Below are 14,492 nucleotides of genomic sequence, written 5' to 3' on the forward strand. Positions count from 1 at the left end.
CGCCGGGCGGCGGCGCGGCCCGATCCTAGGGGCGCGGGGGCGCTCGGGACGGTCTGTTCACGCGGCTGTCACACGCGGGTCCGGCAGACCGGGACGGAGGGGACGAACGGGGGCCCGGCCCGGTCCCGGCCTCGCGGAATCCCGGAGACTTCGGCGTCCGCGCGGGCCGACAATGCGGCATGACGAGACCGGCACAGGCACCTGTCCCCGTACGCGCGGACCCGCCCGTACACGCACCCGTACGCACGCCCGCATCCGCATCCGCATCCGTGAGCACGGCGGACGTGCACGCGCGGTCGTTCGTCCCGGCGGTGGTCCGTGAGGCGCTTCCCGAGGACGCGGCGGGCGTGGCCGCCGTGCACGTCCTGTCCTGGCGGGCCGCCTACCGCGAGCTGCTCCCCGGCCCGTATCTGGCCTCCCTGGACGTGGACGAGCGGGCCGCCCTGTGGCGGGCCCGCCTCACGGCTCCGGACCGGCCCCGGGTCCTGGTCGCGGTGGGCGCGGGCGGACGGACGGTGGCCTTCAGCTGCTTCCGGGCCTGGCGGGGCGAGGGCTTCGCACCCGGGAGCACGGCCGAGCTCGCGGCGCTGTACGCCCTGCCGGAGGCATGGGGCACGGGTGTCGGCCGCGCCCTGCTCGGGGCGTCGACGCGAGCGCTGGCACGGGACGGGTACCGCACGGCGGCGCTGTGGGTCCTGGCGGGCAACGCGCGGGCGCGCCGGTTCTACGAGGCGGCGGGGTGGCGGCCGGACGGGGAGGCCGTCCGGGAGGAGACGGGCGGGGTGGTGCTCGACGAACTCCGTTACCGGAAGGCGCTGTCCGACTGAGCCGCACTCCCCTCGATGTCCACATTACAAGACGCAGGTCTCACGATACGACATGAGTGCGTACGGTGACGGCACGCACCCACACCGAGGGAGTCGCTTCCATGACGCACGCCTCCGCCCGAGAGACCGCCGTCTACACCCACGGCCACCACGCATCGGTCCTGCGCTCGCACACCTGGCGGACCGCCGCCAACTCCGCCTCCTATCTGCTGCCCGAGCTGCGCGCGGGGCTCGACGTCCTGGACGTGGGCTGCGGCCCCGGCACCATCACCGCCGATCTGGCGGCGCTGGTCGCGCCCGGCCGGGTGACGGCCGTGGACGCCGCCGGGGAGGTCCTGGCGAAGGCCCGTGGCGTGGCCGGGGAACGCGGCCTGGAGAACGTCGAGTTCAGGGTCGCCGACGTCCACGCGCTGGACTTCCCGGACGACTCCTTCGACGTCGTCCACGCCCACCAGGTGCTCCAGCACGTCGGCGACCCGGTACGGGCACTGCGCGAGATGCGCCGGGTCTGCCGTCCCGGTGGTGTCGTCGCGGCCCGCGACAGCGACTACGGGGCCTTCGCCTGGTACCCCGAGCCGCCCGCGCTCGACGACTGGCGGGACCTGTACCGGCGCGTCGCCCGCGCCAACGGCGGCGAACCGGACGCGGGGCGGCGCCTGTTCTCCTGGGCGCGGGAGGCCGGTTTCACCGATGTCACGACGACGGCCGCGACCTGGTGCTTCGCCACTCCCGAGGAGCGCGCCTGGTGGAGCGGCCTGTGGGCGGACCGCACGACGGGTTCGGTCTACGCGGACCTGGCGGTCTCCGGCGGCCACACGACGGCCGACGCGCTGGAGTCGATCGCGGACGCCTGGCGGGAGTGGGGCACCCGGGAGGACGCCTGGTTCCTGGTCCCGCACGGGGAGATCCTGTGCCGGGTGCCGTGAGAGGGACGCCGTGAGCGGGGTGCTGTGAAAGGGACGCCGTGAGCGGGGTGCTGCGAGCAGGGTGTGGTTGCGGGCTCCGGGCGGGCCCTGAGCCGGGTCAGGGCCCGTCTCGGTCGAGGTCGGCGCGACTCGGAGGCGAATCCGGTCCGGGTCAGGGCCGGGGCGGTTCCGGGTCAGGGCCGGGGCCCGCCCGACCCGGGTCAGGACTGGTCCGGCTCAAGCCCAGGGCCCCGGCTCAAGCCCGGGGAGCGCCGTTCGAGCGGCCCTCGCCCGGGGAGGGACCTCATGGGCAGAGGCCCGAACCCCGGCGCCGGGGGCGGCGAGAAGGTCTCGCGGGGACAGGCCCCGCAGGCCCGGCGAGCCGGGGCCCCCCGTGCCGGAAGCACGGATGCCGCACCGGCGCTCCTCAGCCGCCCGGGCCGTCCCCGCCCCCGTCACCCTCACCGCCCCTCCGGAGCGGCCACCGCCCCCACCCGCCCCGATCAGCTCGGCCGCATCCTGAACTCATAGGCGTACGGCAGGGGTTCGTCGGTGAGCCGGGCCCACACCTCGCCGACGGCCTCGGCCCCCTCGCGCAGATCGGCGACCTCGAAGCCCGCGTCGAAGACCGCTCGGGCCTCCTCCTCACGGCCCTCGGCGAGCAGGAGACGCGCTTCGAGGAACCGCAGGGCCCCGGCGCACCGGGCGCGTCCGGGCAGCCGCGCCCAGAGGGACCGGGCCCGGTCCACCGCGCCGACCGCCAGCAGGGCCTCCACCGCCTCCCGGCCGAGCGCGGCGGCGAGCCGCTCACCGTCCGCGTCCTCCCCGGACTCCCCCGCTTCCCCGCCCGAGCCCTCGGAGGCGGTCGCCCGTCCGGCGTCCAGGTCCGCGAAGGCCTCCGCGAAGCGCTCGGCCGCCCGCTCGCGATGCCCGTCCTCCTCGTCGGCGACGGCCAGGCAGCGGAGCAGCGGCCAGCGCGCACCGGCCTCCTTCAGGCCCCGTTCCCAGCTCCGTACCGCCTGGGCCCGGTCGTCGGCGTGCCACTGGGCGATCCCGAGGTGGTACTCGGTGGCGGGGTCGGCCGGGGCGGTCTCCAGCATGTCCCGCCAGGGCGCGGCGACGAGCGGCGCGCCCGGGGCGGCGCCCGGCGCCGGGGGCGGCAGGACACCGGTCCTGAGCAGCTCCCGCCAGGGGTGCTGCTCCGGTCCGAGGGTCGATTCGGGGAACGGCGTACCGGGCAACGCGTACTCCCCGCGCAGGACTTCGAGGGCTCCCCAGCCCGAACCGGCGGCGAGGACCTCGTCCGGCTCGGTGTCGGCGGCACCCTCCCGCCAGGCGGTGTACGCGGCCTCGACCACGGCTCTCGGCAGCGCCCCGGCCAGCCGGTCCTCCACCTCGGCACGGGCGGCGGTCCAGTCGTCGCCGAGCGCGGCGGCGGGGTCGGCGGCGAGCGGGCCGTACGCCTCCAGCCAGCTGAACTCCTCGCCGCCCGCGAGTTCCAGGTGTTCCAGCTGGGTACGGGCGAGACCGGCCTGGATCTCCGCGTATCCGGGCGTGCCGGGTTCCGTCAGCCACTCCTGCCAGCGCCGCCCGCCGCGCCCGGTCCCCCAGACGAAGAGCTTGCGTCCGCGCAGTGCGTCCGTGGAGGTCTGGACGAGTCCGGTGCCGTCCGCGTCGAGGGCGGCGATCCAGCGGCGCCGCTCCTCCGGCAGGTCGTAGAACCAGTCGGCGGCGTGGCGGCTGCGCGTCGGGTGGGAGCGGTCGGTGCCGTCCTCGGTGACCGGCACGGGGACGGCGCGCAGTCCGCGCTCGTAGCCGTGGTGCCAGGCGGTCGTGGCGGGGGCCAGGACCCGGCGGTCCTCGGGCACGGCGGTGTTCGACCACCAGTAGACGGGTGCGGTGCGCTCGTGGGGGTTGCGGACCCGGACTCCGGCGTACAGGAAGCCGGAGTCCTCCGGGAGCCACAGGTCCACCTGGAACGGCAGGTCACGCAGGCGTTCCCACTCCCAGAGGCGGAGCATCGGCCCGCCGTCGGGCGCGCGCACGACGGCCGCGTGGAGGGGCGAGCAGGACAGGGTGGTGTGGCCGGTGGCGCCGATGTTCCACTCGACGCCACCGGAGAACCAGGCCCCGTTGAGCGCGAAGGCCGCGGGCTGGAACACCGGGTTGCGGTAGAGGAGTTCGCGCCCCGTGGGCTTGTGGTGGAGGGAGTACAGGCGCCCGCCGAGTCCGGGGAGGACGGTCGCTCTGAGGTGGTCGTTCTCGATCACGATCGTGTCGATGTCCGTGGGGGTGCGGTCGCGGCCGTAGCCGTCGCGCACGGGGGTGGGCAGCAGGCTCCGCAAGGGCGCCCGCCCTATGCCCCGGGCCATGTCCTGCGGGAGCCCCGCGAGGGTGCCCGCGTCGACCGCGTGGGCCCCGGCTCCGGCGGGGGCCCGCAGTGCGGGAAGGGGGTTGTCCGGGCCCAACGGGGCCGCGGGCAGCGTCAGTACGGCACGTCGTACGGTCGTCATTGACCCATGGAACACGTCGGAGCCCGTCCTGACCAGGGGTTCTCCACATCAGGCTTCGGTAAAGGCGGGAGTGCGGAGACGTCCGGAAATTCCGGGCGGACCGGGTGCGGACCGTCGTACTGTGGACGGTCGGCCGGCCGCCCCACGGCCGGGAACCAGGGCACGGGGAGTACGAGGAATGGGCACGCAGCACACCTACCGGGTCATCGTGCGCGGCACCTTCGACGGGCTTTCGGAGGAGAGCCGCGTCCGGCTGCTCGCCGAATCCGAGCAGCACGGGCTGACCGCGATGCGGTTCACGGAGGAGGGCTCGCTGGCCTACGACCGGACGCTGAAGCACTTCTCGTACCGGCTGGTCGTGGTCTCCGACTCCGAGGACGGCGACGAGATGGCGGGCGCGCTCGCGGAGGACCGCGTGGAGACGGCGCTGAAGGAGCTGGGCCACGGCTACAAGGGGCTGCGCTCGACCGTGACCGACCTCGACACGATGAAGATCAACTACAAGCGGTGAGACCGCGCGGCGGGGTCCGTGCGGAGGGGCGCTCGCGCCCGAGTTCCCTTCCGAGGGGTGCTCCCGTCGGAGTTCGACACCGAGGAGCGGGCCGGGGCTGCTCCTCGGCCCGCTCCGGAATTCCGTGCCGATGATGTTCTCGGGCCGGGGCTCCGTCAGGCCGGTGACCCGGCCGGGTCCTCCGGGGCGGTGATCGCCCAGCGTTCGTGGTCGCGCCAGGCCCCGTCGATGAACAGCATCGCCGGGGAGAACCCTTCGAGCCGGAAGCCCGCGCGGCGGACGAGCGCACGGGACGCGGTGTTGCCCGGCTGGATGTTCGCTTCGAGGCGGTGCAGGTCCAGCGGCCCGAAGGCGTACCCGAGGAGCAGCCAGAGGGCTTCGGTGAACAGTCCGCGCCCGGCGGCGTGCGCGAAGGCGCCGTAGCCGAGGGCGCCGCTGCGGAAGGCGCCCCGGACGATGTTGTTGACGTTCAGGAACCCCGCGATGCCACCGTCCGCGCCCCGCTCGCACACCAGGAACCCGGCGCGCGCCGGGTCCTCGACGAGGGCGCTCGCGTACGGGGCGTACGCCTCGGCCGTGCACGGCGGGAACAGCCACGGGCGGTGCAGCTCCCGGCTCTCCCGGGCACGGGCGGTGAACTCCGCCGCGTCCTCCGGGGTGAATTCCCGCAGCCCCACACGGGGCCCCGCGACAAGGAACCGGCCAGGATCATCGGACATACGGCCAGGGTAGGGATGCGGGGCTCCGCAGCGGGCCGGGGGGGGGTCGGTACCGGCCGCCGGAGCTGGAGCCGGAGCGGTCGGGGGGCCGGAGCTGGAGCGGTCCGGTGGCCGACCGCCCGCACCCGGGCCGGACGGGACCGGCGGGCGGAATGGACCGGCGGGTGGACCGGGCCGGGCCGTCGACCGGACGACATCGTCCCCGAGGCGTACGGACTCCACGACACCGGGCCCCCTCAGCGGCGGGCCGTCCGTACGCGGGCCGGGCAGGTCTCCCCCTTGCGTACGACTCCGATCATCACCGTGGTCCGCCGGTCCAGACTCGTACCGGCGGACGGGTACTGCGTGCAGACCCGCCAGTTCGGCGGCCACAGCACCCGCCGGTCCCGCCCGCTCACGTCGTGGACGTCGAGCCGGGTACGGCGGTCGAGACGGGTGAAGACCCGCCACAGGCCCCGCCCGAGGAAGTCCGGCACCGGCCTCTCCCCGGCCTCCTCCCAGGACGCGGCGGTCTCCTCCGCCGAACTGACGGCGACGGCCGCGAGCGCGAGGACCGCCCCCGCGCCCACGACGGCCCGCCGTCTCACTTGCGCCTCCGGGCCGCGACGTAGTAGCCGCAGGCCGCGCCCAGCAGCGCGGCCAGCAGCAGGGCCCCGTACAGCGGCATCGTGACCTCGGGGATGAGCAGCCGGATCTTCACCTCCCGGGTGTTCTCGAAGATGAAGACGAGGGTGAGGATCGCTACGACGATCATCACGATCCGGCCCGGGGTGAAGGACTCGGCGAACCTGGACCTGCCCCCGCCCGATGTCCGTGACGTCTCCTTGGGACTCATGTCCGGCCCTCTCCTCCATCGTGCCGTCGGTCGTACGCGGCCACAGCCGTGGGACCAGAATGGGCCGGACGGCACCTCACCGTGATGGTGAGCAGGGCCGTACGGGTGACTTGTCAGACAACGTGGGCCGACTACGGTGGTGCCCGGCACCGGCGGAACGAGGGCCGGCGACGATTTCGAGGAGCGGCTGTGGCGGTCAGCGGACACCGGCGGCGCCCGGTGGTGGCCCTCTACGAGCGGATCGCGGACGCCGTCCACGACGGCACCTACCCGCCGGGCTCGACACTCCCCTCCGAGCCGAAGCTCGCCGCCGAACTCGGCGTGAGCCGCCCGGCACTGCGCGAGGCGCTGCTGCTGCTCCAGGAGGACGGTCTGCTGAGCGTCCGGCGCGGGGTGGGCCGCACGGTCAACGACCGGCCGCCCCGGCGCGGCTTCGAGCAGATCCAGCCCTTGGAGGAGCTGATCGGGGCGGGCACGCCGCTGCGCGTACGGGCCCTGCTCCGGACGGTCGAGGAGCCCACGGACTTCACCACCCAGCACCTGCTCGCCCCCGCCGGGGCCGAGCTGCGGTTCTGGGAGTCGCTGCTGACCGGGGAGGGCACGGCGGCGGCCCTGAGCCACGAGTGGGCGGCCCCCGACGAACTGCTCGACCAGGTGCACCCGGAGTTCGCACGGGCCCTGCGGACGGCGGCGCCGAGCGCGGACACGGGCGGCGCACCGGACGGAGGCGGAACGCCGGGGGTCGCACGCGCCGGTACGGGCGGCGGTTCGAGCAGCGGTACGGGCCCCGGCGCGGGGGGCGGCGGCGGAACCGCGGCCGGTACGGCGGACGGCCGGACCACCCGGCACGGACCTGCGGTCTCGATGCTGTCCGTGCTGCTCGGAGCCTCGCGCGAGACGGCGCTCGGCGCGCACAGCGGGATCACGGCGACGCTGCTGGGGCGGCGGCGCGGGGAGCAGCTGCGGCGCCCGGCGGACACTCCCGCCGTCCTCGTGACCCAGGTCGTCCGGGTCGGCGACACCCCGGTGATGGCCGCGAAGCACATGCTGCCGACGGGCGCCCCGACGCTGCCGATCCTCCAGTCCCACTGACCACGCGCCCCCGGGGGCGTGCGGGGTCGCCGGGGGCGGGCCCCTCCGGGGAAGCGCGGCTCCGGCGACACCTCGGGAAAGGGCACGTCCCGACCACGCTACGGGGCGGGGAGGCAGCCCCCCGACTCCCGGAAGGCCGACGCCGCAAGCGCCTTCGCGTGAGCCGGTCCGGCACCCTGGGTACGGGTCCGGTGCCTCGAACAGACCAGTTCGGCGGCCCGGAACCATCGGGTCCCGTGTCGGATGAAGGGGCTGGGCGGCACCCGGGAACCACCGGGTCAGGGGCCGGGATCACGGGCCCGGGGTCCGAGGTCCGAGGCCCGGGGCCCGAGGTCCGGAAGGAAGTCGGCCCCGGCCCCCGGAACACACGAACCCCACCCGGAACGCACCTGCCCGACACCCTCCGCACCCCGGTCCCAGCCGCCTCCGCACCCGCCCGCCCGGGGTGTCACAGCGCGCCCGGGTCCCGTGGCGTACACTTCCCGGCCATGCACTTGTCTGACAACCCTGCCACGCCCGCTGCCACCGCCGTCGCCGAGTGGATCCGCCGGGCCCCCAAGGCCGTCCTCCACGACCACCTCGACGGCGGGCTGCGCCCCGCGACCATCGTCGAGCTGGCGCGGGAGTGCGGCTACACCGCGCTGCCCACCGAGGACCCGGCCGCGCTCGCCGTCTGGTTCCGGGACGCCGCCGACTCCGGTTCGCTGGAGCGCTACCTGGAGACCTTCGCCCACACCTGCGCGGTCATGCAGACCCGCGAAGCGCTCACGCGCATCGCGGCCGAGTGCGCCGAGGACCTGGCGGCGGACGGCGTCGTCTACGCCGAGATCCGCTACGCCCCCGAGCAGCACCTCGAAGCGGGCCTCACCCTGGACGAGGTCGTCGAGGCGGTCAACGACGGTTTCCGCGAGGGCGAGCGCCGCGCCGGGCAGCGGATCACCGTCCGCACCCTGCTCACCGGGATGCGCCACACGGACCGGTCCCTGGAGATAGCCCGGCTCACCGTCGCGCACCGCGACAACGGCGTCGCCGGATTCGACATCGCGGGCGGCGAGATCGGCAACCCGCCCGCCCGGCACCTCCCCGCGTTCCAGCACCTGAAGCGGGAGAACTGCCACTTCACGATCCACGCGGGCGAGGCCGTCGGCGCGGAGTCGATCCAGGAGGCCGTGCAGGTCTGCGGCACGGAGCGGATCGGCCACGGCGTGCGGATCACCGACGACATCGCCGAGGACGGCACCCTGGGCCGCCTGGCCTCGTACGTCCGCGACAACCGCATCGCCCTCGAGGTGTGCCCGACGTCGAACCTCCAGACGGGCGCGGCCAAGGACTACGCCTCCCACCCGATCGACGAGCTGCGCCGGCTCGGCTTCCGGATCACGCTCAACACGGACAACCGGCTCGTCTCCGGCACCACCATGAGCGAGGAGTTCCAGCACATGGTGGACGCCTTCGGATACGGCCCCGAGGTCTTCGAGGAGTTCACGGTCGCCGCCCTCGACGCCGCGTTCCTCCCGCTCCCGGAGCGCCGCCGCCTCATCGACGAGATCGTGCGCCCGGGATACGCGACGCTGTAACCCGCGCGCCGTTCCAGGCCCCGGCCTGGAACGGGCCGGAAGCCAGGTCCGGCAGCCAGATGCGTGGCAGGAGCCCCGGCCGGAACATGGCCCCGGACCGGCCTCCGTCCGGGCCGATCCCGGTGCGGCCCGGTGCGGCCGACTCCGGGGCCGGTCCGGGATCGGCCGCCATCCGGCCCAAGCCCGGCCTGGACCCGACTCGGCCCCGGCCCAGCCCCGCTCGGTCTTGGGCCGGTACGGTCCGGATCGGCTCAAGACCGGCCCCACCCCCGCGCAGGACCCGGGCCGGTCCGGCTCAGCTCAGGGCCGGTACGTCGAGGGTGAGCGTCCCCTCCTCCGCGTCGAGCACTCCCGGCACCCCGAGCGGCACGGTCAGGGCCGTCTCTCCGTGGCCGAAGCCCATCTCCTCCACGACCGGCACCCCGAGCGCGCCGAGCCGGTCGGCGAGCACCGCCCGTACCTCCTCGTACGGGCCGCACTCGGCCCAGGAGCCCAGGCCGATGCCCGCGACCCCGTCGAGCCAGCCGGAGCGCAGCAGTTGGGTGAGAACGCGGTCGAGCCGGTAGGGCTCCTCCCCCACGTCCTCCAGGAGCAGCAGCCCGCCGCGCGCCGAGGCCCGGCCGTGCGGGGTGGCGAGGTCGGCCGCGAGGAGGCTGACGCAGCCGCCGAGCGTCACGCCCCGGGCCCGGCCCGGTGCCAGGGCCCGCGCGGTGTCCAGGCCGAGGGTCCGTACCGTCTCGGGCTCGAACAGGGTGGCCCGCAGCGACTCCCGGGTGCGCGGGTCGGTGAGGAAGGTACCGGCGGCGACCATCGGGCCGTGCAGGGTGACCTGTCCTGCGCGGACGGCGAAGGCCTCGTGCAGGGCGGTGACGTCGCTGTAGCCGACGAACACCTTGGGCCCGGCGGCCCGGACCGCCCGCCAGTCGACCAGGTCCACCATGCGCTGGGCCCCGTACCCGCCGCGCGCGCAGATCACCGCCTCCACCGAGGGGTCGCACCAGGCCTCGGTCAGGTCGCGGGCCCGGTCCCGGTCGGAACCCGCCAGGTGTCCGAGGACGGGGTGGACGTCCAGGACGTGCGGGGCGACCACCGGTTCCAGGTCCCAGCCGCGCAGGATGTCGAGGCCCGCCCGCAGCCGTTCCTCGGGGACGGGCCCGCTGGGGGCGACGACCGCCACCCGTGACCCGGACCGCAGCCTCGGCGGCCGGACCAACCGCCCGACACCCCTGTCCGTGTCCGTACCGGCCTCGGTGTCCGGCCGCGTCACGTCCGGTACTCCAGCTCGGGAACGTCGTCCCTGGCGACACCGAAGGTCTTCGCGTACAGGGACAGTTCGGCCTCCAGCGCGCGGACCATGGTGTCCGCCTCCCGGAAGCCGTGGCCCTCGCCCTCGAAGGCGAGATAGGCGTGCGGCACGCCCCGGCCCGCCGCGCGGGCGAGGAAGCGCTCGGCCTGTGCGGGCGGGCAGATGACATCGGCCAGGCCCTGGAGCAGCAGGAACGGCACGGTGATCCGGTCGACGTGCTCGATCGGGGAGCGTTCCTTGTAGCGCGCGGGCATCTCGTCGAGCGGTCCGACGAGCCCATCGACATAGCGGGACTCGAAGTCGTGGGTCTCGCCGGTGGCCCAGGCCCTCAGGTCGAGGACGGGGTAGACGATCGTGCCGCAGGCGTACACGTCGGTGGTGGCGAGCGAGGCGGCGGTCGTGAAGCCGCCCGCGCTGCCGCCGCGCACGGCGAGCCGGGCCGGGTCGGCGGTGCCCTCGGCGGCGAGGGCGGTGGCGACGGCGGCGCAGTCCTCGACGTCCACGACACCCCACTGCTCGCGGAGCCGCTCCCGGTACTCCCGGCCGTATCCGGTGGAGCCGCCGTAGTCGACCACGGCGACGCCGATGCCCCGGGAGGTGAAGTAGGTGACCTCCAGGTCGAGGACGAGCGGGGCGTGACCGGTGGGTCCGCCGTGTGCCCGGATCACATAGGGCGGCAGTTCGCCCTCGGGCCCGGTGAAGCCGGGGTGGTGGGGCGGGTGGACGTGGGCGTGGATCTCCCGCCCGCCGGGACCGGGGAAGGTACGGAGCCGGGGTGCGGTGTAGTGGGCGGGATCGACGGCGTCGGCGTGCCGGGCGCCGACCACCCGGGCGCGGCCGGTGCGGGTGTCGAGTTCGACGATCTCGTAGGAGGTGCGCGGCCCGGCGGCGACGCCGACCACCCGGGTGCCGTGCGCGGTGAGCGTCGGCGCCCAGTCGGTCCAGGGGCCCGCCGCGTCGGCGAGGGTGCCGCGCTCGGGGTCGAGGATGCCGAGCGCGGTGGTGCCCTTGCCGTGGACGACCGCGATCAGGCCGTTCTCCAGAGGGGCGAACCAGGTGAGGCCGGTCCGCCACAGCGCCCCGCCGAACTCCTCCGCGCGGGGACAGAGCGCTGTCTGTCGACCGAGCCCGCCGTCCGTGCCGATGTCCGCCCGGTAGAGGTTCCACCAGCCGGTGCGGTCGCTGACGAGGAGCAGCCTCCCGGCCGTGTCCCAGCCGACCTGCGGGATCGACTCGGCGGTCCCGCCCGCGACGGTCCTGGCGTCCCGGAAGGTCCCGTCGGGTCCGACCTCGGCGAGCAGGACCTCGGTGCCGTCCCAGGGCATCCGGGGGTGGTCCCAGGCGATCCAGGCGGCCCGGCGGCCGTCCGGGGAGAGTCGGGGCCCGGTCACGAACCGGTGCCGCTCGTCGGACAGTTCCCGTACGGCCTCCCGGTCCTCGGCGGCCGAGCCGTCGAGCGGGACGGCGACGAGCACCCGGCGCACATCGGCCGGCGCGGGGCCCGTGTACTCCTCCAGGACGCACCACACCTCGCCCCGGTCCTGGTGGATCACCGGGTCCGCCCAGCGCAGCCCCTCACCGACCGGGGAGAGCGGCGTCAGCGGCCGGGGCGCGCCGCCGGGAGCGGCGTCGGGCTCGTGGACGTACAGCCGCTGGTCGGGGAGGTGGCAGAAGACGACGAGCGGTCCGCCGACGGGACGGTCGGCCGCCGCCCAGGGCAGACCGCCGTACTCGAGGACCCGGCTGCGCACGTTCCACGGGGCGGGCAGCACGCTCTCCTCGGTGCCGTTGGCGCGCCTGCGCACGAGGGCGCGGCGGCCCCCCTCGGTGGGGCGGGGCTCGGTCCACCACAGTTCGTCGCCGACTGCTCCGAGATGATCGGGACGTCCGTCGTGCGCGGCGGTCAGCCCGGCGTCGACGGGCGACGGCCAGGTCCCGTAGGCGGCGGTGGTCGTGGCCATGCGGTCTCCCCCTGTCGGATTCTCTGTGCGGGCGGTCACGGCCCTACGCGGACCTGAGGTAGTGGTCGAGGACCCGTACGCCGAAGTGCAGGGCGTCCACGGGGACGCGTTCGTCGACGCCGTGGAAGAGGGCCCCGTAGTCCAGGCCGGGGGGCAGCCGGAGCGGCGAGAAGCCGTAGCCGGTGATGCCGAGCCGGGAGAACTGCTTGGCGTCGGTGCCGCCGGACATGGTGAACGGCAGGACGTGCCCGGCGGGGTCGAAGCGCTCGACGGCGGCGCGGAGCTTCGCGAAGGTCGGCGAGTCGACGGGGGCTTCGAGGGCGACCTCGCGGTGGTGGAACTCCCAGTCCACATCGGGCCCGGTGAGCAGGTCCATGGTCGCGGCGAACTCCTCGTCGGTGCCCGGCAGCGTCCGCCCGTCGACGTACGCGACGGCCTGGCCTGGGATGACGTTCACCTTGTACCCGGCGGAGAGCATCGTCGGGTTGGCGCTGTTGCGGACGGTCGGCTCGACGAGGGCGGCGGCCGGACCGAGCTTGTCGAGGAGCAGGTCCACGTCGAGGTCGGGGACCCCGGTGTCCGTCTCGATGCCGTACAGCCCGGCGAGTTCGGTGAGGGCGGCGCGGACCGTGGTGGTGAGGCGGACCGGCCAGGTGTGCGCGCCGATCCGGGCGACGGCCTCGGCGAGCCGGGTGACGGCGTTGGCCGTGTTCACCTTCGAGCCGTGTCCCGCCCTGCCCTGGGCGGTCAGCTTGAGCCAGGCGGTGCCCCGCTCCCCCGCCGCGATCGGGTAGAGGGTGGTGCCCGGCTGGGGATGGAAGCTGTACGCGCCGGATTCGCTGATGCCCTCGGTACAGCCCTCGAAGAGGTGGGCGTGCCGGTCGGCGAGGAACCCGGAGCCGTCCTCGGCGCTGGCCTCCTCGTCGGCGGTGTAGGCGAGGACGATGTCCCGGCGCGGCCGGACGCCCTGCCGGGCCCAGGCGCGGACGACGGCCAGGACCATCGCGTCCATGTTCTTCATGTCGACGGCGCCCCGGCCCCAGACGACCCCGTCGCGGACCTCCCCGGAGAAGGGGTGGACGGTCCATTCGGCGGGGTCGGCGGGGACCACGTCGAGGTGTCCGTGGACGAGGAGCGCGTCGGCCGAGGGGTCGGTGCCGGGGACGCGGGCCACGACGTTGGCCCGGCCCGGGGTGCGCTCCAGGAGCACGGGGTCGATTCCGGCGGCGGCGAGCCGCTCGGCGACGTACTCGGCCGCCGGCCGTTCCCGGCAGTCACCGCCGCCCCGGTTGGTGGTGTCGACGCGGATCAGCTCGGAGGTGAAGGTGACCACCTCGTCGAGCGCCGTCGTGTCCGGTCTCCGGACCTCCTCAGCCATACTGCTCCTCCACCGCGGCCGAGACGATGGTCGTGACCGCCTTGAACGTGCGAATTGCCTCGTACATCGTCCCGCTGGTGTACGAGACTCGGCGTTCGCCGCTCCGGGCCACGCCGGGAACCACCGTGGCGGCGGCGCCCAGGTGCTCGGCGTCGAACTCCAGCTCCATGGTGAAGGGGCCGCCCACGACCGGTTCGTGGCGTGCGGCGAGCGCCGCGCCGGTCCTGGCGGCGGCCCGGATGTCGGCGGCGGTCCTGGCCGGGGTCCGGCAGACCGCCGCGTACCGCGAGACGTAGTCCTTGACGGCGACCTTGGGGGCCTCAGGGGCGTATCCGAGGGCGTCCTCACAGGTGAGGTCGTCGCCGGTGACGAGGACGACGGGGACCCCGTACTCCGCGACCACGTGCGCGTTGAGCAGGCCCTCGCTCGCGCGCTCGCCGTTGAGCCAGACGCCGGTGAGGGAGTTGGCGAGGTAGGTGTGGGCGAGGACGCCCTCGGCGCCCGCCCCGGTGTGGTAGCCGACGAACGCGATGCCGTCGACGTCCCCGTGCTGCACGCCCTCGACCATGGACAGCGACTTGTGCCGTCCGGTGAGCATCTCGGCGCGCCCGTCGAGCTGCTCCAGGAGCAGGTTCCGCATGGTCCAGTGGGCTTCGTTGACGAGGACCTCGTCGGCGCCCCCGTCGAAGAAGCCGAGCACCGCCGCGTTCACATCGGAGGTGAACATGGTGCGGCACCGCTCCCACTGGGGCGTGCCAGGCAGCACGTCGGCGGGCCAGGTCACACCGGTCGCGCCCTCCATGTCGGCGCTGATGAGGATCTTCATGTCTGGCACCGTACGCGCCGCCCGGCGGCCCCACCACCCCTG

General features: G+C 74.8%; 13 protein-coding genes. 5 read left to right on the top strand and 8 right to left on the bottom strand.

What is annotated here, in order from left to right; translation table 11 throughout:
• Nucleotides 1-269 precede the first annotated feature (269 nt).
• Nucleotides 270-827, top strand: a complete 558-nt coding sequence (locus tag ACIO92_RS03505; RefSeq protein ID WP_401237432.1) for a GNAT family N-acetyltransferase — start codon at nucleotides 270-272, stop codon at nucleotides 825-827.
• Between the two features lie 101 nt (nucleotides 828-928).
• Complete coding sequence (locus tag ACIO92_RS03510; RefSeq protein ID WP_401237434.1) at nucleotides 929-1,753, top strand: methyltransferase domain-containing protein; 825 nt, start codon at nucleotides 929-931, stop codon at nucleotides 1,751-1,753.
• 482 nt (nucleotides 1,754-2,235) lie between these two features.
• On the opposite strand, the gene ACIO92_RS03515 is transcribed toward ACIO92_RS03510, so the two are convergent.
• On the bottom strand, nucleotides 2,236-4,245 hold the full coding sequence (locus tag ACIO92_RS03515; RefSeq protein WP_402280994.1) for a DUF5107 domain-containing protein: 2,010 nt from the start codon (nucleotides 4,243-4,245) through the stop codon (nucleotides 2,236-2,238).
• Between the two features lie 178 nt (nucleotides 4,246-4,423).
• Here ACIO92_RS03515 and ACIO92_RS03520 point away from each other — a divergent pair, with 178 nt between their 5' ends.
• Nucleotides 4,424-4,756 (top strand): DUF6204 family protein, encoded by a 333-nt coding sequence (locus tag ACIO92_RS03520; RefSeq protein WP_366442810.1) that lies wholly within the window; start codon nucleotides 4,424-4,426, stop codon nucleotides 4,754-4,756.
• 155 nt (nucleotides 4,757-4,911) lie between these two features.
• Here ACIO92_RS03520 and ACIO92_RS03525 read toward each other — a convergent pair whose 3' ends face one another.
• The 3 genes from ACIO92_RS03525 to ACIO92_RS03535 all read right to left on the bottom strand — a co-directional run bounded on the left by ACIO92_RS03525 (nucleotide 4,912) and on the right by ACIO92_RS03535 (nucleotide 6,310).
• Nucleotides 4,912-5,475, bottom strand: a complete 564-nt coding sequence (locus ACIO92_RS03525) for a GNAT family N-acetyltransferase (RefSeq protein ID WP_401237438.1) — start codon at nucleotides 5,473-5,475, stop codon at nucleotides 4,912-4,914.
• Between the two features lie 236 nt (nucleotides 5,476-5,711).
• Entirely contained in the window at nucleotides 5,712-6,062 is a 351-nt protein-coding gene (locus ACIO92_RS03530) for a hypothetical protein (RefSeq protein ID WP_402280992.1), read from the bottom strand.
• Complete coding sequence (locus tag ACIO92_RS03535) at nucleotides 6,059-6,310, bottom strand: DUF1049 domain-containing protein (protein ID WP_366442807.1); 252 nt, start codon at nucleotides 6,308-6,310, stop codon at nucleotides 6,059-6,061. Before ACIO92_RS03535 ends, ACIO92_RS03530 begins: the two co-directional genes overlap by 4 nt.
• A 189-nt stretch (nucleotides 6,311-6,499) precedes the next feature.
• On the opposite strand from ACIO92_RS03535, the gene ACIO92_RS03540 reads away from it, so the two are divergent.
• Nucleotides 6,500-7,402: a GntR family transcriptional regulator gene (locus tag ACIO92_RS03540; protein ID WP_402280990.1), complete on the top strand. Its 903-nt coding sequence runs from the start codon at nucleotides 6,500-6,502 to the stop codon at nucleotides 7,400-7,402.
• A gap of 488 nt (nucleotides 7,403-7,890) precedes the next feature.
• On the top strand, nucleotides 7,891-8,979 hold the full coding sequence (locus ACIO92_RS03545) for an adenosine deaminase (protein WP_366442805.1): 1,089 nt from the start codon (nucleotides 7,891-7,893) through the stop codon (nucleotides 8,977-8,979).
• A gap of 295 nt (nucleotides 8,980-9,274) precedes the next feature.
• Here the strand turns inward: ACIO92_RS03545 and ACIO92_RS03550 are convergent, their stop codons facing one another.
• The 4 genes from ACIO92_RS03550 to ACIO92_RS03565 are packed head-to-tail and all read right to left on the bottom strand — an operon-like array spanning nucleotide 9,275 to nucleotide 14,450.
• Nucleotides 9,275-10,246 carry an LD-carboxypeptidase gene (locus tag ACIO92_RS03550; protein WP_401237442.1) on the bottom strand — a complete coding sequence of 324 codons (972 nt, stop codon included), beginning with the start codon at nucleotides 10,244-10,246 and terminating at the stop codon, nucleotides 9,275-9,277.
• Nucleotides 10,243-12,246 (bottom strand): S9 family peptidase, encoded by a 2,004-nt coding sequence (locus ACIO92_RS03555; RefSeq protein WP_402280987.1) that lies wholly within the window; start codon nucleotides 12,244-12,246, stop codon nucleotides 10,243-10,245. Before ACIO92_RS03555 ends, ACIO92_RS03550 begins: the two co-directional genes overlap by 4 nt.
• 43 nt (nucleotides 12,247-12,289) lie before the next feature.
• Nucleotides 12,290-13,624 (bottom strand): M20/M25/M40 family metallo-hydrolase, encoded by a 1,335-nt coding sequence (locus tag ACIO92_RS03560; RefSeq protein WP_402280985.1) that lies wholly within the window; start codon nucleotides 13,622-13,624, stop codon nucleotides 12,290-12,292.
• Nucleotides 13,617-14,450, bottom strand: coding sequence for a M55 family metallopeptidase (locus tag ACIO92_RS03565; protein WP_366442801.1), 834 nt, complete (start codon nucleotides 14,448-14,450; stop codon nucleotides 13,617-13,619). Before ACIO92_RS03565 ends, ACIO92_RS03560 begins: the two co-directional genes overlap by 8 nt.
• Nucleotides 14,451-14,492 lie beyond the last annotated feature (42 nt).

The organism is Streptomyces sp. NPDC087215, from assembly GCF_044744885.1.
Lineage (GTDB): Bacteria > Actinomycetota > Actinomycetes > Streptomycetales > Streptomycetaceae > Streptomyces.

Bases quoted from the DNA above. Each gene is read 5' to 3' on its own strand.
- ACIO92_RS03510 (WP_401237434.1), top strand. From the start codon at position 929: ATGACGCACGCCTCCGCCCGAGAGACCGCCGTCTACACCCACGGCCAC.
- ACIO92_RS03515 (WP_402280994.1), bottom strand. From the start codon at position 4,245: ATGACGACCGTACGACGTGCCGTACTGACGCTGCCCGCGGCCCCGTTG.
- ACIO92_RS03520 (WP_366442810.1), top strand. From the start codon at position 4,424: ATGGGCACGCAGCACACCTACCGGGTCATCGTGCGCGGCACCTTCGAC.
- ACIO92_RS03525 (WP_401237438.1), bottom strand. From the start codon at position 5,475: ATGTCCGATGATCCTGGCCGGTTCCTTGTCGCGGGGCCCCGTGTGGGG.
- ACIO92_RS03535 (WP_366442807.1), bottom strand. From the start codon at position 6,310: ATGAGTCCCAAGGAGACGTCACGGACATCGGGCGGGGGCAGGTCCAGG.
- ACIO92_RS03545 (WP_366442805.1), top strand. From the start codon at position 7,891: ATGCACTTGTCTGACAACCCTGCCACGCCCGCTGCCACCGCCGTCGCC.
- ACIO92_RS03555 (WP_402280987.1), bottom strand. From the start codon at position 12,246: ATGGCCACGACCACCGCCGCCTACGGGACCTGGCCGTCGCCCGTCGAC.
- ACIO92_RS03560 (WP_402280985.1), bottom strand. From the start codon at position 13,624: ATGGCTGAGGAGGTCCGGAGACCGGACACGACGGCGCTCGACGAGGTG.
- ACIO92_RS03565 (WP_366442801.1), bottom strand. From the start codon at position 14,450: ATGAAGATCCTCATCAGCGCCGACATGGAGGGCGCGACCGGTGTGACC.